This window comes from Azospirillum sp. FG154, assembly GCF_057809575.1.
Genome location: NZ_JBMDKF010000005.1, coordinates 136,596 through 156,630, shown reverse-complemented (window position 1 = coordinate 156,630; position 20,035 = coordinate 136,596). Strand labels below are relative to the sequence as shown.

Genomic DNA, 20,035 nt, shown 5'->3' with positions numbered 1-20,035 from the left:
GCCCGTCAACGCCGCTTGGCCGCCGGGGTCGCCCCCAGCATCGGGCGTTGCGCCAGCATCGGACGGGGCGCGCGCCGTCCGCCCAGCATCTGGATCGGCTGCGCCTGTTCCAGCTTGTGCTTGTCGAACTGGTCGAAGATCCGCATCAAATTGTCCGAGGTGCCGTCACCGTAGTGAATGTCCACGCGCGCGCGGTCCAGTTCGCTGCGCAGGCTGTCGCGCAAACGCCCGAACATCGTGTCGAACAGCGTGTCGAAATGGGGGCCTGCGAAGATGAACCGCTTGTCGCGCAGCAGGTCGGTCATCCGCCGCATGAAGGTTTGGCGTTGCTGGTGGAATTGTTTGAAACGCAGCATCACGCGGACAAACATGGTGTCGACCAGAACCGCCAGCGAATCCTCGCGGCTGATGCGGCTCCAGATCTCTTCGTCATGGTCCGTGCCGATCTGGTTGTAGATGGTGATGGCGTTGGCGTTCAGCGCCTCCCATTCTTTTTCATAGAACAGGCCGCTGATGCTGGTTTGCAGCCCCGACGCGATCACTTGGGGAAAGACCTCGCCGCTGATGGGATCGACGCTTTCCGGCACCTTCAGCAAGACGGTGGAGAACATCAGCCGGGTCACGAAATCCCGCCGCCGTCCGTCGGGTTTGAACACCATGCGCGGGGCGTCGCCGCCGCCCGCGTTTCCGCACCCCCCGCCCTGACAACTCGACGCCATGGCGCAAGATTGGCAGATGCTGGCGAACAGTGGCAGGACCGTGGGCCAATGCGCCATCATCAGCCCCATGGCGCGGGTGAACTCCTCACGCGACAGGGCGCCCTTGGCGGCGAATTGCGGCTCCAGCGCTTCCTGAAAGGTGCTGACCAGAGCCTGAGCGGTGCGGTGGTGGCGCACGAACGGCGGTTGATCGGTCGACATCCTGGAACGCTCCCTTGGCTCCGCTTCCGCGTGATGGCGGCGGTGATGGAAGCAAATTGTCGCGTATTTTATGCAAATACATCTGTGATCGCGGTCACAGGGGCGCGATGATTCTGGGAGCCGACGCCAGCCTTTGGCGGAAAAAAAGGCCGCAACCCAGAAGGGTGCGGCCTTTGAAGTCTAGGGAGGAAACGCACTGCAAAATGCAGTAACGGGACGGAGCATAGGACCTTCGACGTGTTAGCGATACCACGGTTTTGGAATTGGTGCGGTGCGGCAGTCGCATGGCCGAGTGTGGAATAATTCTTTTTATGCGCAACAAATGTGCAAATGACTGGGGTGTTGCCCAATACGTAAACTTTTGTGCAAAGAGATGATTGGCAAACAATTGATAATATTGACGGTCAACCATCTTGGCGGTCCGGCCAGAGCGATATCGTATTCTGTATCGCTCCTTCACCGCTTTTTATCAAGGATCCTGTGGGAAACACTTAAATGGAACTGAGAAGAAAAATTGTTTCACTGTTCAGAACGCCGTCGATGACGCGCGCCTCGCGCAACACCCGGTCGAAATCGGGCAGGCTGGCGGCGCGGATTTCGGCGACCAGATCCCATTTGCCGTTGGTGGTGTGCAGGGAATGCAGCTCCGGCAGGCCGCGCAGCAGGTCGATGACGCCCCGATCAAGGTCGTCATGTTGGCGGGGGGCGTCTGACGCGTCGTCCGCCGCTGGGGGGATGACCGCGCGCGTGGGCTTTTCCCTCCCCGGCGGGGACCGGGGAGGGAATCCGCTCAATCAGACCGCCAGTTTTTCCTGGATCAACGCCTTGGTTTCGGCGATTCCGTAAAGCTGGATGAAGGACCCCATGCGCGGGCCGGTGGTCTGGCCCAGAAGAACCTCGTACAGCGCCTGGAACCACGCCCGCAGTTCGGTGAAGCCATGGGCCTTGCCGACCTCGAACACCTCGTTCTGGATGACGTCGGCCTTGGCGTCGGCGGGCAGTTCGTCCAGCTTGACCAGCAGGGCGTCCAACGCGGCGCGTTCGGCGTCGGTCGGGGCGCGGAACTGTTTGGTCGGCTTGATCTGGTCCTGATAATAGCGGACGGCGTAGCCGATCATGCTGTCCAGGAAGGGGCTGTTCTCCGGCGTGGCGTCGGGCGCGTAGCGGCGGATGAAGCCCCACATGGTGTCTTTGGTTTCGGCGTTCGCCGCCGCCGCCAAATTCAGCAGCAGGATGAAGGACACGTCCGACCGCACGGCGGGCGGCTTGCCGCCATGGATGTGCCAGGCCGGGTTTTCCAGCTTGCGGGCCGGCTCCTCGCCATGGACCTTGTCCACAAAGGTCAGATACTCGTCCACCGCGCGCGGGATCACGTCGAAATACAGGCGCTTGGCCGATTTCGGCTTTTGGAACATGTAGAGCGCGAGGCTTTCCGGCGGGGCGTAGGCCAGCCACTCTTCCATCGTCAGGCCGTTGCCTTTCGACTTGGAGATCTTCTGGCCCTTGTCGTCCAGGAACAGCTCGTAATTGAAGCCTTCTGGCGCCGCGCCGCCGAGGATGCGGCAGATCTTCCCGGCCAGTTCGGCGGACGGGATCAGATCCTTGCCGTACATCTCGTAATCGACGCCGAGACCAAACCAGCGCATGCCCCAATCGGGCTTCCATTGCAGCTTCACATGGCCGCCGGTGACGGGCAGTTCGACCTTCTTGCCGTCCTCGTCCTGGAAGACGATGGTTCCGGCCTCGGCGTCGCGTTCCAGCATCGGCACCTGGAGAACCCGACCGGTGGCGGGCGAGATCGGCAGGAACGGGCTGTAGGTCGCCTGCCGCTCCGCCCCCAGCGTCGGCAGCATCACCGCCATGACCTCGTCATAGTGGCGCAGGACGCCGAGCAACGCCTCGTCGAAACGGCCCGACTTGTACCAGTCGGTGGAGGACTGGAACTCATACTCAAAGCCGAAGCTGTCGAGGAAGGCGCGCAGGCGGGCGTTGTTGTGGGCGCCGAAGCTGTCATGGGTGCCGAACGGGTCGGGAACCTGGGTCAGCGGCTTGCCCAGGGCGGCGGCCACCATCTCCTTGTTGGGGATGTTGTCGGGAACCTTGCGCAGCCCGTCCATGTCGTCGGAGAAGCAGAACAGCTTGGTGGGGATGTCGCTCATCGTCTGGAAGGCGTGGCGGACCATGCTGGTGCGCGCGACCTCGCCGAAGGTGCCGAGATGCGGCAGGCCCGACGGGCCATAGCCGGTCTCGAACAGGACGTAGCCTTTGGCGGGCGGCGCTTTGCTGAAGCGCGCGACCAGTTTGCGCGCCTCCTCAAACGGCCAAGCCTTCGCCTGCAACGCCAAATCCCGTTCGCCGGTCATGGTCAGACCCTTTCAACACCAAAGAAACATTGCTTAAGAGGGCGACAACCCTAGGGCGGCGCGGGCGTTCCGTCAACCGCAGGACTTGCGGCGAAGCCGCCGGAGGGCCATGTTCCCCGGCTGGTCTTGCGAGCGAGTGCATGGTGATGAGCTGGTTTTATCTGGTCGTGGCGATCGTCTTTGAAATCGTCGGAACCTCGGCGATGAAGATGTCGGACGGCATGACGCGGTTGTGGCCCGCCCTGGTGGTGGTGGCCTGCTACGGCGCGGCCTTCACCCTGTTGGCCCAGGCGTTGAAAACGATCGAGGTCGGCATCGCCTACGCGATCTGGTCGGCGGCGGGAACCGCCGCCATCGCCGCCATCGGCGTGTTCGTCTTCGGCGAAAGCCTGAGCGCGCTGAAGGTGGCGGGCATCGCCCTGATCGTCGCCGGGGTGGTCAGCCTGCACATGGCGGGCGGCCACGCCTGAGAGCGCGCCGCCCCTTCGCTCAGGATACGGGAACGGGAAAGGCGCTGGTTTGTCGGGCCATGCGCTCCACCACGTCGGCGGAGCCGGGGCGGCCCAGCAGATAGCCTTGGGCGACGTCGCAGCGCAGATAGCGGAGCTGGTTGAGCGTGCCGTGATCCTCGACGCCTTCAGCCACGGCGGTCAGGCTCAGGCTGTGGGCCATTTGGATGACGGCGGCGGTGATGCGGGCGCTGTCGTGGTTGCTGCACAGATCGGCGATGAAGGAACGGTCGATCTTCAGCTTGTCCACCGCGAGCTGTCCGATGTAGGCCAGATTGGAATAGCCGGTGCCGAAATCGTCGATGGACAGTTGGACGCCCAGCGCCTTGACCTTGCGGATGTTGGCGAGAACGACGTCGGTGTTCTCGATCAGCATGGATTCGGTGAGTTCCAACTCCAGGAACAGCGGGTCCAGGCCGCTGTCGGCCAGGGCCGCCACCACCGTGTCGGCCAGATCGGGGCGTTGCAGTTGGCGGGCCGACAGGTTGACGGCGACGGTCAGCGGCAAACCGGCGGCCTGCCAAAGCGCGGCCTGACGGCAGGATTCGCGCAGCACCCATTCGCCGATGGGGACGATCAGGCCGCTGTCTTCGGCGATGGGAATGAAGGAGCCGGGCGGGATCATGCCGCGTTCGGGGTGGTTCCAGCGCACCAGCGCTTCGGCGCCGATCACCGCGCCGCTGTCCAGATTGATCTGCGGCTGGTACTGGACCAGGAACTCGCCGCGCTCCAGCGCCCGGCGCAGGCCGCTGCGGGTGGACAGATGGGCGACGGCCTCCACGTTCATCGCCTCGGCGAAGAAACGGTGGGTGTTGCGCCCGCTGGATTTGGCGTGGTGCAGGGCGGTGTCGGCGTTCTTCAACAGCGTCTGGAAATCGGCCCCGTCGGTCGGCGTCAGGGCGATGCCGGTGGACAGGGTGATCGTCAGCTCGTTGCCGTCGATGTCGAAGGGCGCGGTCAACGCCTCGTGCAGCGAGGCGACGGTTTCCACCACGGAATCGGTGTCGGCCAAACCGGACAGCAGCAACAGGAATTCGTCGCCGCCGGGGCGGCTGACGGTGTCGGTGTCGCGCACGCACGTCTTCAGCCGTTCGGCGACCGCGCGCAACAGGGCGTCGCCGACGCTGTGGCCCAGCGAATCGTTGACGGCGCGGAACTGGTCGAGGTCGCAGGCCAGCAAGGCCACCATCCGCCCGTTGCGTTCGGACCGCGCGATGGCCTGCGCCGCGCGGTCCTGCACCAGCAGGCGGTTGGGCAGCAGGGTCAGCGGGTCGTGGTGGGACAGGAACTCCATCCGCTCCTGGGCGGATTTGCGTTCGGAAATGTCGCGCGCCACCACCAGCAGGCGGCGGTCGTTGCCGTCCAGCGCGGCCCGCCGCATGCTGACCTCGACCCAGAACAGCTCGCCGTCCAGGGTGCGGGCGTGCCATTCAAAGATCTGCGATTGTCCGGTCGCGGCCTTCCGCACCCAGGCGGCGGCGTCGTCCAGCGTGTAGGGGGCGACGCCGGAGCTGAGCATGCCGATGTCCAGGGCCGACACCGGGTAGTCGCCCAGCCGGTACATCTCGATCATCCGGCGGTTGACCTGAAGAATGACCGTGCTGTCCAGGTCATGGATGAAGATGGCGTCGTTGACGTTGTCGAAGATGGTGCGGAACTGCTGTTCGCTGATCGACAGGGCGGCGACGGCGTCGCGCAGGCTTTCCGTCTTGGCGGCGACCTGGCGGCGCAGGACGGCGTTCCAGGCCAGCGTCGCCAAGCCGAGAAGCAGCGCCGGGATCAGGATCTTGCTCAACAGAGCCAAGCGCTGGGAATCGAGCACGCCGGTGATCTTGCGACCGTACCAGCGATCTTCGATGGCGCGCCGTTCCTCGGGCGTGATGCGCTTGAAGCCTTCGGTGACAAGGGCGTGGAGTTCTTCGTCCCCCTTGCGCACCGCCCAATGGAGTTCGCCGGCGTACAGCGGTTCGGTGAAGCGGAAACGGTCCTGGATGCCGTATTTGGTCAGAAAATAGCGGGCGGACGGGTCGTCGATGCAGAAAACCAGAATGTCCTGGTGGATGGCGGCGTCGATCAGCGAGGCGAAGCTGGGGTAACGGCTGATGCTGATGATGCCGTGATCGTTCAGCCAGTCGATGCAGGCGTCGCCGTTCTTGACCCCCACCGTGTAGCCGCGCAGCGAGGCGGGGCCGGTGATGCCGCTGAGATCGGCGTTGAAATAGATCGGCACGTCCAGCGTGGCGTAAGGAGCCGAGAAATCGAGCGTGCGGTCGCGGGCGGGGGTGCGGAAAATCGTGTCGATGACGTCGGCCTTGCCCTGCTCCACCATTTTGACGGCAAGGCTGAGGTCGGTTCCCACCAACTCCACGGCGACGCCGGTTCGTTCCGACCACAGCGCCCACAATTCCTGAAGCATGCCCATATGGGCGCCTTCGGAATCGCGGAAACTGAAAGGCGGGTAATTGTCGTCCAACGCCACCTTGATCGACGTCCGGGCGGGCGGGAAGGCGGTGTTCGGAGTCGGGTTGGCCTGCGCCGAACCGATCAGGACAGCGACCGCCATGCTCACGCTCAGCGCGAGAACAAGGCAACGCGATCCCAATCCACGGCGAGACGGAACGGCAGGCATGGGTCCCCGGTTGATGGCTGAAGCGGTGGCGGGAGATCCGGCGAGACAGGTGGGATCGCCGACGACCGACAGTCCCATCCCCCTTGCCTTCGGGGCAAGCCTACTCCGTTTGTTGTGTTGCGGCAACGAACGGTTCGATAGAGCCTCTGGGAAATACATCCGGCGGTTAGTTATACACCCTATAGCGAAATCAATTGTGGAATTACCAGTGAAATTATCGAACTCGATAATCGAATATCTCGACTCGCCTTGATTGTTTTGCTACGGATATTGAAGAAGTCCAAGGCGGCGTTGCGGAGACGGCCAGTGCACAAAACACAGGCGGCGGTGTTTGGACTGCGGGTTGGGCACAGCACAGTCGCGGATGTCTGGAAAGCGGCCTGTGAGGACATCGTGGAACGCACAGGCGCAACACGCGCCAGTGTTTGGGTGTTTGACAGTTCTTATCAAAGTTTGACATGCGAAAATTTGTACGACAGCGCCCGGAGAACGCATTCTCCAGGAGATGTTCTGCTTCGCAGCCAATATCCTGATTATTTTCGGGCCATCACCAACAACGCCAAGCTTGTCGCGCGTGACGCTTTGACCCACCCCGCGACCAAGGGGTTCGCCGACGCGTATCTTAAACCAAAGGATGTGCGCAGCCTGTTGGATTTCATCGTTCTGCACGAAAATGTCGCGGTCGGCGTGCTGTGCTGCGAGCAGTCCGGGGCGGAGCGGGACTGGACCCCCGCCGACGTCGCCTGTCTGCAAGGGGTCGCGATGCTGATTGGCATGGTGTGCCGCGTCGCGGACGACGAGGGGGATCGGGCGCCGACGCCGACCGGGCCCTGACGGAGCGTGGCGATGGTCAATGGGCGCAGTCGGCCAAGCCGTCGCGCTCCACCACCGCCATCCGCCGGTCGATGATCGCCGCCCGGCGGGCGACATAGGGGCCGGGGTTGGTCGGCGACCAATGGCGCGGGCTGGGCAGCACCACGGCCAGCAACGCCGCCTCGCGTCGGGTCAGGGCCGACGCCGACTTGTGGAAATGATGGCGGGCGGCGGCTTCGGCCCCATAAACCCCGTCGTCCCATTCGATGATGTTGAGATAGACCTCCAGAATCCGCCGTTTGGGCCAGAGCTGTTCAATCAGCAGGGTGAACCACGCCTCGGCCCCTTTGCGCAGCCAGTCGCGGCTGGGCCAGAGAAAGGCGTTCTTGGCGGTTTGCTGGCTGATGGTGCTGCCGCCCTTCAGCGGTTTGCCGTCGCTGTTGGCCTCGAAGGCGGTTTCGATGGCGTCCCAATCAAAACCGCCATGGCCGCAAAAGCTGGTGTCTTCCGACGCGACGACGGCGCGGACCAGATGGGGCGAGAGCGCCTCAAGCGGTCGCCAATCGCGCGCCAACCCGGCGCCGTCCGTCGCCGCGCGGATCAGCATCAGCGGCGTGACCGGCGGCGCGACCACGCGATAGAGCGCCGCCCAGGCGACCGACAGCGCCAGCAGCCCGAACAGCCCGATCAACGCCCCCCGCGCCAGCCTGCGCGCCATCCGCCGCATTCCGCCCGTCACCCCTGTTTGTAAGCCGCTCCTTTCAATGGGGGCGTTTGCGGTCGCGCGTCAACAACCGGCGCTCGCTTTGCCGGGCGGCTGCGCCCTATAGTGCCGCCGATGGACACGACGCCGCTTCCCGCCCAGCTTCCCCAGCTTGACGACGCGCCCGCCCTGGTGGCCGGGGCGCGGCTGGTCGTCGCGTTGTCGTTGGACGGCGAGGTGGAGGAGATGACCTTCGCCGCCGCCGCCAAGCGGGTTCGCCGTCAGGCGCCCTTGCTCTGCCACGCCCGCGCTTTCGCCCGCCGTCTGGGCGTCGATCCCTTTCCGGCCTTCGACGTGCTGGAGCTGTTCGCCTTCGTCCATCCCGCGCGTTTTTGCGTGCCGACCCCGCGCGGCGTGGCCGAGGCGCTCGACCTGCCGATTCCCGAGGGGCATGAGGCGGAGGCGCTGGCCCTGCAACGCGCGGTGCGCCGTCTGCTCGGCACGCTGGCCGCGCCGGGGCGGGAGGAGGCGTCCGATCCGCTGGCCTTCGCCTGGGAGATGGGGCGGGCCGGTTGGCCCTGGGCGCCCGCCGTGCTGGCGGCGCTGGGCAAGCCCGAGGGGCCGGAAAAGGGCGCCGCCCGCGCGGGCCTGCGCGTCTGGACCAAGATCAAGGAGTGGGAGGAGGGGGCGCCCCTGCCGCCGCCCGCGCAAAATCCGGTGGAGCCGGAGGAGGCGCGCCGCCGTCTGGCCGCCATGCTGTCGGTCCAAACGCTGGGCAAAGAGGCCGAGCCGCGTCCGCAGCAGGCCGATTATTCCAGCGCCGTGTCCGCCGCCTTCGCCCCGCGCGCCGCCCCCGACGCGCCGAACGTCGTTCTGGCGGAGGCGGGAACCGGCGTCGGCAAAACTCTGGGCTACCTCGCCCCCGCCACCGTCTGGGCGGAAAAGAACGGCGGGACCGTCTGGATCTCCACCTACACCCGCAACCTGCAACACCAGATCGACGCGGAGTTGGATCGGCTCTACCCCGATCCGGCGACCAAGGCGCGCAAGGTGGTGCTGCGCAAGGGCCGCGAAAATTACCTCTGCCTGCTGAATCTGGAAGAGGCGGTGCGCGCCATGCATTTCCAGGCCAACAGCGGAAGCGGGGCGGGGGGCGCCGTCGGCGTCGGGCTGATGGCGCGTTGGGCGGCGGCGACGCGCGACGGCGACATGACCGGCGGCGACTTTCCCGGCTGGCTGGTGGACATCGCCGGGCGCGGCCCAACCCTGGGGCTGGCCGACCGGCGCGGCGAGTGCGTCTATTCGGCCTGCGACCATTACAGCCGCTGCTACATCGAAAAGAGCGTGCGGCGCGCCCGCAAGGCCGACGTGGTCATCGCCAACCACGCGCTGGTGATGATCCAAGCGGCGCTGGGCGGCGGCGAGGACGCGACCCTGCCCAGCCGTTACGTCTTTGACGAGGGCCACCATGTCTTCGACGCCGCCGACAGCGCCTTCGCCGGGCATTTGACCGGGCGCGAGACGCAGGAGCTTCGGCGCTGGCTGCTGGGGGCGGAGGACACCGGGCGCAGCCGCGCCCGTGGCCTGAAGCGCCGCCTGGAGGACATCGTGGCGGGCGACGAGGAGGCGTTGGCCCTGCTCGACGCCGTGCTGATGGGCGCGCGGGTGCTGCCGGCGGACGGCTGGTCGGCCCGTCTGGCCGCCGACAACCCGCAGGGGCCGACCGAACGTTTCCTGACGCTGGCGCGCCAGCAGGTCTACGCCCGCACCGCCGGGCAGGGCGGTCTTTACAGCCTGGAGGCCGACAAGGCCTATCCGGTCGATGGGCTGATCGACGCGGCGACCGCGCTGGACGAAGGGCTGGTCCGCCTGTCGGAGCCGGTCGAGGCGCTGTCCCGCCGTTTGGCCGCCCGGCTGGAGGATGAGGCGACGGAGCTGGATTCCGACCAGCGCCGCCGTATCGACGCTTTGTCGCGCAGCCTGCACCGGCGCGGGACGCTGACGGTCGAGGCGTGGCGGTCGATGCTGCGCACGCTGGCCGTCGAGACGCCCGCGCAATTCGTCGATTGGTTCGCGGTGGAGCGGATCGAGGGGCGCGACGTCGACGTCGGCCTCTACCGCCACTGGATCGACCCGACGGTTCCCTTCGCCGAGGCGCTGGCTGGACCCGCCCATGGCATGGTCGTCACCTCGGCGACGCTGACCGACGGCACCGGCGACGTCGGGCAGGATTGGCGCGCGGCGGAGGATCGCTGCGGCGCCTCGCATCTGCCGACGCCCGCGCTGCGCGCGCAAGTCCCCTCGCCCTTCGACTACCCGAATCACACCCGCGTCTTCGTCGTCACCGACGTGCGCAAGGATGATCTGGGGCAGGTCGCCGCCGCGTACAAAGCGTTGTTTCTGGCGGCGGGCGGCGGCGGGTTGGGGCTGTTCACCGCGATCAACCGCCTGCGCGCCGTCCGCGACCGCATCGCCGAGCCGCTGGACGCGGCGGGGATCCCGCTTTACGCCCAGCACGTCGATCCGCTCGACGTCGCCACCCTGATCGACATTTTCCGGGGCGACGAGCACGCCTGTCTGCTCGGCACCGACGCGGTGCGCGACGGGGTGGACGTGCCGGGCCGCTCGCTGCGCCTGATCGTCTTCGACCGCGTGCCCTGGCCGCGCCCCGACATCCTGCACCGCGCCCGCCGCGACGCCTTCGGCCGCCGCCGCTACGAGGACATGATCGCGCGGCTGCGCCTGAAGCAAGCCTTTGGCCGTCTGGTCCGCCGCGCCGACGACACCGGCGTCTTCGTCCTGCTCGACCCGATGATGCCCAGCCGCCTGTTCGGCGCCTTCCCCGAAGGCGTCGAGGTCAAACGGGTGGGGCTGAAACAGGCGGTGGAGGAGACGGCGGCGTTTCTGGCGCGGGGGTGAGCGGGATGGCGACCGGGTGAATCCTGAGGAGGCGCCTGCGTCCGAAGATGGGGCGCCGCCCTGTGGTCTGGGAAACAGGCTCTATCCGTTTTGGGAGAGGAAATAGTCCAAAAGTCCACCTTATGGCTGCGGGATGGTGGTGCTACGAAAGCGTGTGGGGATGGCGCGATCAACGCGGTGACGTCACGTTGCGCCGTCCTGCCGCAACAGGGGCGCGCATCATGAAGGTTTCGCTTGAATCGCCGACTGGCGGATACTGGTCATCGTCTGAGGTGAGAGCCGCCGGGCAGAAACCGCCGGCCCCCGCGCCAACCGGGCCGACGCGCTCCGCCTCCGAATCCCCCGCCGTGATCGTTGACCTTCGATCAACCATAAAAAACATGGAACCCGGTCGGGCCTATGACCTGTTCGGCCGCAGCGAGGCGGTTGACCTGTCCAACGCCATGCCGAAGAAAGACCCCCAATCCAGCGCCATCGGTCGACTTGGCGCGTCCAAATTCTTGGACGTGTTTTCCGACTGGACCAAGAAACTGATGGATCATTGGGAGACAAGCATCGGGAGCATGAAAAACACCTTTGGCGTTGCAAAGAACGAGGCGACGGTCGTAAGCGGGGCGGCGCTTGACATCATCCGTACGTTTCAGGAGAGCCAAGGCCTGCGGGCGCCAGAAAAACCATCGGTTTTGAAAGAGAAAAACGAGCCGGATTCACAATATGATCCAGACGTGACGCTGGCGCGCGCCGGCTCTTTCTCCATCAGTCGTTCGGTGCGGGGGGAACTCAGCACCACGTCGTTTGTGGCGTTTGACCGTGGCGTTGATGTGCCTGATGACCAGACGACCCTGGTCGATCTGGATTCGGGCGACGCGACCGCCAGCGGTCTGTGGGCGTCCATCCTGTCCGGGCCGCTGTCCTCCTCGCTGTCGTCCACCGACCAACCATCGATGGTGGGAATGCGCCGATACGCCGTGACCAACGGCAAATCAGGGTCCGACGCGGTTGTCGCCGCTGTCCTGTTCGCCCGCGACGGCGAGGGTGGCGGGGTGCAGAGGGCATCGGATCTGTACGCCAAATTCAAATCGTTGGCCGCTGAAGGAAAGCGGGCCTCGTGATGGCTTGATCTTAGTATCCTGGGGGGCAGCGTCGGATTTCCGGCGATGGTCGTGCTTGTGGGCGTTGGACTCAACGCGGCGCTTGAGAGTCTGACTCGGAATCGGCATGGCTGTGTCTATGTCCTGGCCACCCGTCTTGAGAGCGGTTTGACGCTGGCGATGAAGATCCAGGCGACGGCGCTTTCGATGGTGGCCTGGAAGTCCTTGGCGAGGCGGCGATTGCGGTTGAGCCAAGCGACGGCGCGCCCCACGACCCACTGCCGAGTCCGCCGTTCAAAGCCTTTGGCCGTCTGCTCCGCCGTACCGCCGCCACTGGCGTCTTCGTCCTGCTCGACCCGATGATGCCCAGCCGCCTGTTCGGCGCCTTCCCCGAGGGGGGGGGAGGTCAAACGGGTGGGGCTGAAACGGGCGGTGGAGGAGACGGCGGCGTTTCTGGCGCGGGGGTGACGCAAGGCGCCATGGCGGGGATGACCTCTATCCTTCCGCCCCTGGCGGCCTGCGCCGCCCAAACTGGCCATTGGACGGCGAGCGGCAAAACTCTTCACCTCTCTGTCCGATTTGGACGTTTTTCTGGGGACGCTGGAGCTTGGGAGCGCGAGCTATGTGGATATGATTCAGCGCTGGTTTGGATAGTAGAGATCCTATTCGAGGGGGCGTTGGAGGATCTGATTTGAAGCGGAACTTTGCTTGCGATTTTGCCTGCCTGTCATCGTTGAATAAACTTTTCAAGAAAGTTACAGTAACTTACATTGCGGAATCCGCTGAAGTTTTACGGAGGCTATTTTGGAAAAACGATATCAGGTGTTTATCAGTTCGACCTTTACTGATCTAAAGCAAGAACGTGACAAGGTGTACCAAGCTGTTCTTGAGATAGATTGCATACCAGCGGGCATGGAGTTGTTTCCCGCATTGGATGAGGATCAGTTTAATTTCATAAAAAGGATTATCGATGATTCTGATTATTATATTTTGATTATAGGAGGGCGGTACGGGTCCATTAGTCTTGATGGCGTCAGTTATACTGAGAAGGAGTATGATTACGCTGTGAGCAAAGGCATTAAAATTATCGCGCTTCTTCATGGAGATCCTCAAAGCATCCCCTCTGGAAAGACGGAGATGTCCGATGAAGGTCGTGAGCGACTTGAGAAATTCCGAAAGAAGGCTTCAGCAGGGAGGTTGGTAAAAGAATGGACTTCAGCAGACCAACTTCCTGGCCATGTCACAGCAAGCCTTAATCGCACCATCAAAACGTACCCAGCGGTTGGTTGGGTTAGAGGCAACGTCGCTGATACGACGGCACTCTTGACTCAAATTAATGAGTTGCGGTTAGAAAATGAGAAATTACGCAGAATAGCTGATTCCTCCCCTAAAATTAGGATAAAAACTGTGGAAGAAAATTATATCCAAAATAAAAATTGCAGTATTACCTGTCGTGTTAATGGGGAATCATTTAGAATTGACATTCCGTTAATTGATGTATTTAGTATATTGGCTCCATCTATAATATCAAGAAAATTTAGTTATCATGTTAAATCTGCTTTAGAATATAATTTCAAATTAAAATACAAGCCTGAAGCGTTTCATAATTTAGAGATAGACCAATTTGATTTTGATACAATTTCAATAAAATTAATTGCAAGTGGGCTGGTTGAGTTTTCAGAGTATGAGCCTGATAATGGTAATGGGGAAATATTTTGGAAATTGACAGATAAAGGTCTTGATCTTCTAACAAGGCTCCGAGTGTCTGAGCATCAAAAACATACGTTAACGCCGTAATTATACCTAAATAGTTGAGTTTGTGAGTGATTTCCGTCAAAAATGGGGAGGTGCCATTTGTATGCCCTTAGCCTACAGCAGCCAGTTTCCCACCCACCCGATTGCCAGCGCCCGCCGTCTGTGCGACGGTGGCGCTAAGATTTCCTTCACCATGACGAAGCAGCCCGCGCCCGCGCCATGTCGACGAACATCGAGGATCTCATCGCCAAGGCGATCAAGGACGCCGACAAGTCCTTTTTCAACGAGGATTACGTCAAGCAGGCCAAGGCCGTGACCAGCGCCTTGAAAAAGGCGGGGTATGAGGTCGCGCCGGTGAAGCCGCCCGAAGGGCTGGTGGAATGGGCCAAGGAGAACATCCCCTTCGGTCGCCTGCGCCCGGCGGAACTGATTACCCAAATGTACTCGATGATGGTCGAGAATGTGCGGCGGTTCGACAAGTAACGCGGGCCAGTCCTCAAGCGCTGCTTTTTGCTGGTAATACCACGAACAGCGAAGGCCGTTTCTTTTCAGCCACTTCCCGCGCCATGCCAAAATCGTCACATCCCGGCCCCCGCCGTTGACTCGGATGCTGCGGGAGCGTAATTCATTGCGCCAACCAATCGGAGCGGAAAACCGTTCCATCCCCAGGGCACGCACCACCCAGCCATCGCGGCGCTCGTCATGTCGCGCCGCGATCGGCCGCCGAACAGAGGACGACGCAATGGCAAACGGCAGCGGTCGGCCGCTCTCCCCGCATCTTCAGATCTACAAACTCCCGTTGACGGCGGTTTTGTCCATCACGCACCGCATCACGGGCGTGGGGCTGGCCGTCGGCACCCTTCTCCTGACCTGGTGGCTGGTCGCCGCCGCCGTCAGCCCCGAAGCCTTCGCGCGCGCGCAGGGCTTCATCGGTTCGGGCCTTGGCCTGCTGCTGATGTTCGGCTGGTCGGCCGCGCTCTATTTCCACCTGTGCAACGGACTGCGCCATCTGGTGTGGGACGCGGGCAAGTCGTTCGAGCTGGCGGACGCCGAGCGCAACAACAAGATCGTGCTGGGCGCCGCCGCCGCCTTGACCGTGCTGACGTGGGTCGTCGGCCTGGCCGTGTGGTGAGGAGAGAACCCATGACGTCCACCCCCTCAAATCTGCGTTCGCCGCTGGCTCACGCTCGCGGCCTCGGGTCGGCCAAGGACGGCACCGAACATTGGTGGAGCCAGCGTCTGACCGCCATCGCGCTGGTCCCGCTGACCATCTGGTTCGTGTTCGGCGTCATCCGCCATCTGGGGGCCGATTACGCGGCCTTCCACGCCTGGATCAAGTCGCCCTTTTCGGCGGTGATGATGATCCTCGTCGCCGTCGTCACCTTCCATCACGCCCAGTCGGGTTTGCAGGTGGTGATCGAGGACTACATCCACAGCGAGTGGCGGAAGCTGGCGGCGCTCATCGCCGTCAAATTCCTGTCCGTCGCGCTGGCGCTGGCCTGCGTGCTCGCCGTCGCCAAGATTTTCATCGGAGCCTGACGACCATGGCGACCGCCTATCAGATCATCGATCACACCTATGACGTCGTCGTCGTCGGCGCCGGCGGCGCGGGTCTGCGCGCCACCTTCGGCATGGCCGAAAAGGGCCTGAAGACGGCGTGCATCACCAAGGTGTTCCCCACGCGCAGCCACACGGTCGCCGCCCAGGGCGGCATCTCGGCGGCGCTCGGCAACATGGGCGAGGACGACTGGCGCTACCACATGTACGACACCGTCAAGGGGTCGGACTGGCTGGGCGACCAGGACGCCATCGAATACATGTGCCGCGAGGCCATCCCGGCGATCATCGAGCTGGAGCATTACGGCGTGCCGTTCTCGCGCACGCCCGAAGGCAAGATTTACCAGCGCGCCTTCGGCGGCATGACCGCGCAGTACGGCAAGACCCAGGCCTACCGCACCTGCGCCGCCGCCGACCGCACCGGCCACGCCATGCTGCACACGCTGTATCAGCAGTCGCTGAAGCATGAGGCCGAATTCTTTGTCGAGTATTTCGCGCTCGACCTCATCATGGAAGACGGCGTCTGCAAGGGCGTTCTCGCCTGGAACCTGGACGACGGCACCATCCACCGCTTCCGTGGTCAGCTCGTCGTGCTGGCGACCGGCGGTTATGGCCGCGCCTACTTCTCCGCGACCTCGGCCCACACCTGCACCGGCGACGGCGGCGGCATGATCCTGCGCGCGGGCCTGCCCTTGCAGGACATGGAGTTCGTGCAGTTCCACCCGACCGGCATCTACGGCTCCGGCTGCCTCATCACCGAAGGCGTGCGCGGCGAGGGCGGCTATCTGACCAACTCCAACGGCGAACGCTTCATGGAGCGTTACGCGCCGTCGGCCAAGGATCTGGCGTCGCGCGACGTCGTGTCCCGCTCGATGACCATCGAGATCCGCGAGGGTCGCGGCGTCGGCGAGCACAAGGACCACATCCATCTGCATCTGGAGCATCTGCCGCCGGAGATCATCCATCAGCGCCTGCCCGGCATCGCCGAGACGGCCAAGATCTTCGCGAATGTGGACGTGACCAAGGAGCCGATCCCGGTTCTGCCGACCGTCCACTACAACATGGGCGGCATCCCCACCAACTTCCGCTGCGAGGTCATCAACCCGACCGCCGAGAACCCCGACCAGGTGGTTCCCGGCCTGATGGCGATCGGCGAAGCGGCTTGCGTGTCGGTCCATGGCGCGAACCGCCTCGGCTCGAACTCGCTGCTCGATCTGGTGGTGTTTGGCCGTTCGGCGGCCATCCGCGCCGCTGAGATCGTTCAGCCGGGCAAGGCCCCGTCGGTCAAGGACAGCAGCACCGACGCGGCGCTGGAGCGGTTCGACCGCATCCGCAACGCCAAGGGGTCGATCAAGTCCGCCGATCTGCGCCTGGAGATGCAGAAGACGATGCAGAACAACTGCGCCGTCTTCCGCACCGGCGACGTGCTGAGCGAGGGCGTCAAGCTCATCGATCAGGTCTTCGCCAAGAAGGGCGACATTGCGATCAGCGACCGTTCGCTGGTGTGGAATTCCGATCTGGTCGAGGCGTTGGAGCTGGACAACCTGCTCTATCAGGCCGTGGCCACCCTGCATTCGGCGGAAAACCGTCCCGAAAGCCGTGGCGCCCACGCGCGTGAGGATTATCCGAACCGCGACGACGTGGATTGGATGAAGCACACGGCGATCTGGGTGGGCGAGGATGGCAAGACGACCTTCGGCTATCGTCCGGTCCATCTCTACACGCTGACCGACGAGGTCCAGGTGTTCCCGCCGAAGCCCCGCGTGTACTAAGGCCCCGCTCAAGGCAAGGATAGCAACCATGGTCGAATTGAACCTGCCCGCCAACTCCAAGGTCGGTGTCGGCAAGACCATCAACGTCGCGAACGGCGCCAAGCGGGCGAAGACCTTCAAGATCTACCGCTGGAGCCCGGACGACGGCCAGAACCCGCGCGTCGACACCTACATCGTCGACCTCGACAAGTTCGGGCCGATGATTCTCGACGCGATCATCTACATCAAGAACCAGGTCGACAGCACGCTGACCTTCCGCCGCTCCTGCCGTGAAGGCATTTGCGGGTCGTGCGCGATGAACATCGACGGCACGAACACGCTGGCCTGCCTGAAGGCCATCGAGGATGTGAAGGGCGACGTCACGATCTATCCGCTGCCGCACATGCCGGTGGTCAAGGATCTGGTCCCCGACCTGAACCATGTCTACGCGCAGCTCGCCTCGATCAAGCCGTGGTTGCAGACGCAATCCCCGGCCCCGAGCCGCGAGCGGCTGCAATCGCCCGAAGACCGCGCCAAGCTGGACGGCCTTTACGAGTGCATCCTGTGCTTCTGCTGCTCGACCTCCTGCCCCAGCTATTGGTGGAACGGCGACCGTTACCTCGGCCCGTCGATCCTCCTGCAAGCCTACCGCTGGATCGTCGACAGCCGCGACGAGATGACGGGCGAGCGCCTCGACAATCTTGAGGATCCGTTCCGTCTGTACCGTTGCCACACCATCATGAACTGCACCAAGGCGTGCCCGAAGGGTCTCAACCCCGCCAAGGCCATCGCCGAGATCAAGAAGCTGATGGTGGTTCGCCGCTGATCCCAACCCGCAAGGATGGGTTTTGACGCAAGCGAGGCGCTCCGCAAGGGGCGCCTCGTTTTGCGTTTTGGGATTGGCTGTTAGAGCGGGATGCGCGCTTTTTGGGCAGGATGCCCATGCCGTCGTCGGTTGACCGGGGGCGGGGAGGGGGTATGCTTGGTCGGCAATCAGCGTTTGACGCGCAAGAGCAAGGCCAAGAGAGGGAAGGAACGATTATGGGCGGCACGACGGGGCAGGCGTGGAGTTGGGTTCAGGGCGCGTGGGTCGAGGGCAATCCCCCCATCGTCGGGCCGCTGTCGCACGCGCTGTGGCTGGCGTCGGCGGTGTTCGACGGCGCGCGGGCCTTTCAGGGCGTCGCCCCCGATCTGGATTTGCATTGCGCCCGCTCCATCCGCTCGGCCATCGCCATGGGGCTGGCCCCGATGGTGACGGCGGGCGAGATCGAAGAATTGTGCTGGGACGGTATCCGCCGCTTCCCCAAGGACGCCGAGCTTTACATCCGCCCGATGTTCTACGCGGAGGCGGGATTCGTCTCCCCCGACCCGGCCAGCACCCGTTTCGTGTTGTCGGTCTATGAGGATCCGTTGCCCAAGCCGACCGGCTTCGCCGCCTGCCTCTCCACCCGCCGCCGCCCGATCCCCAGCATGGCCCCGACCGAGGCCAAGGCCGCTTGCCTCTACCCCAACGCCGGTTTGGCCCTGGTCGAGGCGCGCAAGCGCGGTTTCCAAAGCGCCATCATGCTGGACGCCATCGGCAATGTGGCGGAGTTCGCCACCGCGAATCTGTTCATCGCCAAAGACGGCGTGGCGCGCACCCCGGTTCCCAACGGCTGTTTCCTGAACGGCATCACCCGCCAGCGGATCATCGCCCTGCTGCGCGCCGATGGCGTCACGGTCGAGGAAGTCACCCTGACCCCCGACGACGTGCTGAACGCCGACGAGGTGTTTTCCACCGGCAACCATTCCAAATGCGTGCCGGTGACGAAGGTGGAGCACCGCGAATTCGCGCCGGGGCCGGTCTTCGCGCGGGCGCGGGCGCTTTATTGGGAATACGCCTTCCGCTGATTGGCCTGTTGTGGATTGGCCTGTTGCGAGTCGGGGGCGTTGAGGCGCAGGCGAACGGCGGCGTCCCGGTGATGGGCCAGGGTGGCGCAGAGCCGGGCGAGCCAATCGTCTGGCAAACAGGCGCGGGCGGGCAGGGCGGCGCGGCGGCGAGCCACCGCGATCCGGGCGTCCGCCGCCAACCGCTCGTTCAGGGCGAGGACGGCGGCCCGGCGCAAGGCGTTGGCCTTGGCCGTTCCGCCGAGCGTGGCGACGCGCAGAGCGTCGCGCGGCGGCGCGCCGTCGTAGCGGCGGTGCAGATCGGTCAGGCTGGAATCGCCGGTGGCGTCGTCGGTGCGGACCATGCGGGCTTGGTTACGCCCGCAGGACCGCCCAATCAAGGAAAATTATCCTAAAACGGAAGCCCGCTCACTGACTGGCCCAGATGATGCGCGCCATCCAGGCGATGTCGCCGCGTTGGATGGTGCGGTCGGGGTGGGCGCGGTTGATCGACAGAAGTTCGACGCGGGTGGCGGTTTCGCGGATCAACTGCTTGGCCATCACCTCGCCGCCGCGCGTGCGGACGACGACGCGGTCGTTGCGGCGGATTTGCGCGGCGGGCGACACGATGATGGTGTCGCCGTCGCGGTAGACCGGCTCCATGCTGTCGCCGGAAATCTCCAGCGCGTAGGCTTGCGGGTCGCCCAGGCTGGGGAACAGCAGCTCGTCCCAGCCGGTTCCGACGGGAAAACCGGCGTCGTCGAAATAACCGGCGCTGCCCGCCTGGGCGTAGCCGATGACCGGCACCCGCTGGAACGTGCCGGGGCCGGCGCTGTCGCCAATCAGCGACACGAAATCCGGCAGCGACACGCTGGTCGCGTCCAGCACCTTGGAGATGCTTTCGGTCGAGGGCCAACGGAGCTTGCCGTCGCCGGTCGTTCGTTTGCTTTTGTTGAAGGTGGTCGGATCCAGTCCGGCGCGCCGTGCCAGACCCGACGCGGAAAGGCCGCTTTGCGCCGCGAGGCGATCAATGGCCCGCCAGATGTCCGTGTGTTTCAGCATGGGACGATAATCTCATAAACGGCCCGCGCCGTCCCTAGGAACTTTTTCATAAAATCATTGACGCCTGGGAGAATAAGAACAAAAAAAGAACAAGAAC

General features: G+C 63.9%; 18 protein-coding genes and 1 pseudogene. 11 read left to right on the top strand and 8 right to left on the bottom strand.

Annotation, left to right across the window (positions count from 1 at the left end):
• Window positions 1-5 precede the first annotated feature (5 nt).
• The 3 genes from ACODS4_RS07980 to ACODS4_RS07970 form a co-directional block, all read right to left on the bottom strand.
• Window positions 6-920 carry a hypothetical protein gene (locus ACODS4_RS07980; protein WP_488862434.1) on the bottom strand — a complete coding sequence of 305 codons (915 nt, stop codon included), beginning with the start codon at window positions 918-920 and terminating at the stop codon, window positions 6-8.
• A 491-nt stretch (window positions 921-1,411) separates the two neighbouring features.
• On the bottom strand, window positions 1,412-1,714 hold the full coding sequence (locus tag ACODS4_RS07975) for an Lrp/AsnC ligand binding domain-containing protein (protein WP_488862432.1): 303 nt from the start codon (window positions 1,712-1,714) through the stop codon (window positions 1,412-1,414).
• Window positions 1,715-3,283 (bottom strand): lysine--tRNA ligase, encoded by a 1,569-nt coding sequence (locus ACODS4_RS07970; protein WP_488862430.1) that lies wholly within the window; start codon window positions 3,281-3,283, stop codon window positions 1,715-1,717.
• Window positions 3,284-3,429: 146 nt separating this feature from the next.
• Between ACODS4_RS07970 and ACODS4_RS07965 the strand changes: the two genes are divergently transcribed.
• A complete protein-coding gene (locus ACODS4_RS07965; RefSeq protein ID WP_119831939.1) occupies window positions 3,430-3,753 on the top strand; it encodes a DMT family transporter in 324 nt (107 codons plus the stop codon).
• Between the two features lie 19 nt (window positions 3,754-3,772).
• Here the strand turns inward: ACODS4_RS07965 and ACODS4_RS07960 are convergent, their stop codons facing one another.
• Window positions 3,773-6,355 (bottom strand): EAL domain-containing protein, encoded by a 2,583-nt coding sequence (locus tag ACODS4_RS07960; protein WP_488862427.1) that lies wholly within the window; start codon window positions 6,353-6,355, stop codon window positions 3,773-3,775.
• A gap of 372 nt (window positions 6,356-6,727) precedes the next feature.
• Between ACODS4_RS07960 and ACODS4_RS07955 the strand changes: the two genes are divergently transcribed.
• Window positions 6,728-7,255 carry a GAF domain-containing protein gene (locus ACODS4_RS07955; protein WP_488862425.1) on the top strand — a complete coding sequence of 176 codons (528 nt, stop codon included), beginning with the start codon at window positions 6,728-6,730 and terminating at the stop codon, window positions 7,253-7,255.
• Between the two features lie 16 nt (window positions 7,256-7,271).
• Here ACODS4_RS07955 and mtgA read toward each other — a convergent pair whose 3' ends face one another.
• Window positions 7,272-7,952, bottom strand: a complete 681-nt coding sequence (gene mtgA / locus ACODS4_RS07950) for a monofunctional biosynthetic peptidoglycan transglycosylase (RefSeq protein WP_488862423.1) — start codon at window positions 7,950-7,952, stop codon at window positions 7,272-7,274.
• Between the two features lie 120 nt (window positions 7,953-8,072).
• Here mtgA and ACODS4_RS07945 point away from each other — a divergent pair, with 120 nt between their 5' ends.
• Window positions 8,073-10,856, top strand: coding sequence for an ATP-dependent DNA helicase (locus ACODS4_RS07945; protein ID WP_488862421.1), 2,784 nt, complete (start codon window positions 8,073-8,075; stop codon window positions 10,854-10,856).
• Window positions 10,857-11,077: 221 nt separating this feature from the next.
• The gene (locus tag ACODS4_RS07940) at window positions 11,078-11,968 is read left to right on the top strand and encodes a hypothetical protein (protein WP_488862419.1); all 891 of its coding nucleotides are present in this window, start codon (window positions 11,078-11,080) and stop codon (window positions 11,966-11,968) included.
• A gap of 116 nt (window positions 11,969-12,084) precedes the next feature.
• Here ACODS4_RS07940 and ACODS4_RS07935 read toward each other — a convergent pair.
• Window positions 12,085-12,255: pseudogene (locus ACODS4_RS07935) on the bottom strand (IS5/IS1182 family transposase); the annotation flags it as partial.
• Window positions 12,256-12,769: 514 nt separating this feature from the next.
• On the opposite strand from ACODS4_RS07935, the gene ACODS4_RS07930 reads away from it, so the two are divergent.
• From ACODS4_RS07930 to ACODS4_RS07900, 7 genes are all read left to right on the top strand, one after another.
• Window positions 12,770-13,744 (top strand): DUF4062 domain-containing protein, encoded by a 975-nt coding sequence (locus ACODS4_RS07930; protein WP_488862417.1) that lies wholly within the window; start codon window positions 12,770-12,772, stop codon window positions 13,742-13,744.
• 177 nt (window positions 13,745-13,921) lie between these two features.
• Window positions 13,922-14,185, top strand: a complete 264-nt coding sequence (locus tag ACODS4_RS07925) for a hypothetical protein (RefSeq protein WP_488862415.1) — start codon at window positions 13,922-13,924, stop codon at window positions 14,183-14,185.
• 259 nt (window positions 14,186-14,444) lie between these two features.
• Window positions 14,445-14,834 (top strand): succinate dehydrogenase, cytochrome b556 subunit, encoded by a 390-nt coding sequence (gene sdhC / locus ACODS4_RS07920; protein ID WP_488862413.1) that lies wholly within the window; start codon window positions 14,445-14,447, stop codon window positions 14,832-14,834.
• A gap of 11 nt (window positions 14,835-14,845) precedes the next feature.
• Window positions 14,846-15,241, top strand: coding sequence for a succinate dehydrogenase, hydrophobic membrane anchor protein (sdhD, locus tag ACODS4_RS07915; RefSeq protein ID WP_488862411.1), 396 nt, complete (start codon window positions 14,846-14,848; stop codon window positions 15,239-15,241).
• 5 nt (window positions 15,242-15,246) lie between these two features.
• Window positions 15,247-17,031, top strand: a complete 1,785-nt coding sequence (gene sdhA, locus ACODS4_RS07910) for a succinate dehydrogenase flavoprotein subunit (protein WP_488862409.1) — start codon at window positions 15,247-15,249, stop codon at window positions 17,029-17,031.
• Between the two features lie 28 nt (window positions 17,032-17,059).
• Window positions 17,060-17,836: a succinate dehydrogenase iron-sulfur subunit gene (locus tag ACODS4_RS07905; RefSeq protein WP_488862408.1), complete on the top strand. Its 777-nt coding sequence runs from the start codon at window positions 17,060-17,062 to the stop codon at window positions 17,834-17,836.
• Between the two features lie 215 nt (window positions 17,837-18,051).
• A complete protein-coding gene (locus ACODS4_RS07900) occupies window positions 18,052-18,900 on the top strand; it encodes a branched-chain amino acid aminotransferase (protein WP_488862406.1) in 849 nt (282 codons plus the stop codon).
• Here ACODS4_RS07900 and ACODS4_RS07895 read toward each other — a convergent pair.
• On the bottom strand, window positions 18,876-19,241 hold the full coding sequence (locus tag ACODS4_RS07895) for a hypothetical protein (protein ID WP_488862404.1): 366 nt from the start codon (window positions 19,239-19,241) through the stop codon (window positions 18,876-18,878). The genes ACODS4_RS07900 and ACODS4_RS07895 overlap by 25 nt on opposite strands.
• A 64-nt stretch (window positions 19,242-19,305) precedes the next feature.
• Window positions 19,306-19,938, bottom strand: a complete 633-nt coding sequence (locus tag ACODS4_RS07890; RefSeq protein ID WP_488862402.1) for a S24 family peptidase — start codon at window positions 19,936-19,938, stop codon at window positions 19,306-19,308.
• Window positions 19,939-20,035 lie beyond the last annotated feature (97 nt).

What these genes read in the sequence shown, in the direction of transcription:
- ACODS4_RS07965 (WP_119831939.1), top strand. Translation starts at nt 3,430, where the DNA reads ATGAGCTGGTTTTATCTGGTCGTGGCGATCGTCTTTGAAATCGTCGGA.
- ACODS4_RS07980 (WP_488862434.1), bottom strand. Translation starts at nt 920, where the DNA reads ATGTCGACCGATCAACCGCCGTTCGTGCGCCACCACCGCACCGCTCAG.
- ACODS4_RS07895 (WP_488862404.1), bottom strand. Translation starts at nt 19,241, where the DNA reads ATGGTCCGCACCGACGACGCCACCGGCGATTCCAGCCTGACCGATCTG.
- sdhD (WP_488862411.1), top strand. Translation starts at nt 14,846, where the DNA reads ATGACGTCCACCCCCTCAAATCTGCGTTCGCCGCTGGCTCACGCTCGC.
- ACODS4_RS07945 (WP_488862421.1), top strand. Translation starts at nt 8,073, where the DNA reads ATGGACACGACGCCGCTTCCCGCCCAGCTTCCCCAGCTTGACGACGCG.
- ACODS4_RS07940 (WP_488862419.1), top strand. Translation starts at nt 11,078, where the DNA reads ATGAAGGTTTCGCTTGAATCGCCGACTGGCGGATACTGGTCATCGTCT.
- sdhC (WP_488862413.1), top strand. Translation starts at nt 14,445, where the DNA reads ATGGCAAACGGCAGCGGTCGGCCGCTCTCCCCGCATCTTCAGATCTAC.
- ACODS4_RS07925 (WP_488862415.1), top strand. Translation starts at nt 13,922, where the DNA reads ATGTCGACGAACATCGAGGATCTCATCGCCAAGGCGATCAAGGACGCC.
- mtgA (WP_488862423.1), bottom strand. Translation starts at nt 7,952, where the DNA reads ATGGCGCGCAGGCTGGCGCGGGGGGCGTTGATCGGGCTGTTCGGGCTG.
- ACODS4_RS07900 (WP_488862406.1), top strand. Translation starts at nt 18,052, where the DNA reads ATGGGCGGCACGACGGGGCAGGCGTGGAGTTGGGTTCAGGGCGCGTGG.
- ACODS4_RS07970 (WP_488862430.1), bottom strand. Translation starts at nt 3,283, where the DNA reads ATGACCGGCGAACGGGATTTGGCGTTGCAGGCGAAGGCTTGGCCGTTT.
- ACODS4_RS07960 (WP_488862427.1), bottom strand. Translation starts at nt 6,355, where the DNA reads ATGGCGGTCGCTGTCCTGATCGGTTCGGCGCAGGCCAACCCGACTCCG.
- ACODS4_RS07905 (WP_488862408.1), top strand. Translation starts at nt 17,060, where the DNA reads ATGGTCGAATTGAACCTGCCCGCCAACTCCAAGGTCGGTGTCGGCAAG.
- ACODS4_RS07890 (WP_488862402.1), bottom strand. Translation starts at nt 19,938, where the DNA reads ATGCTGAAACACACGGACATCTGGCGGGCCATTGATCGCCTCGCGGCG.
- sdhA (WP_488862409.1), top strand. Translation starts at nt 15,247, where the DNA reads ATGGCGACCGCCTATCAGATCATCGATCACACCTATGACGTCGTCGTC.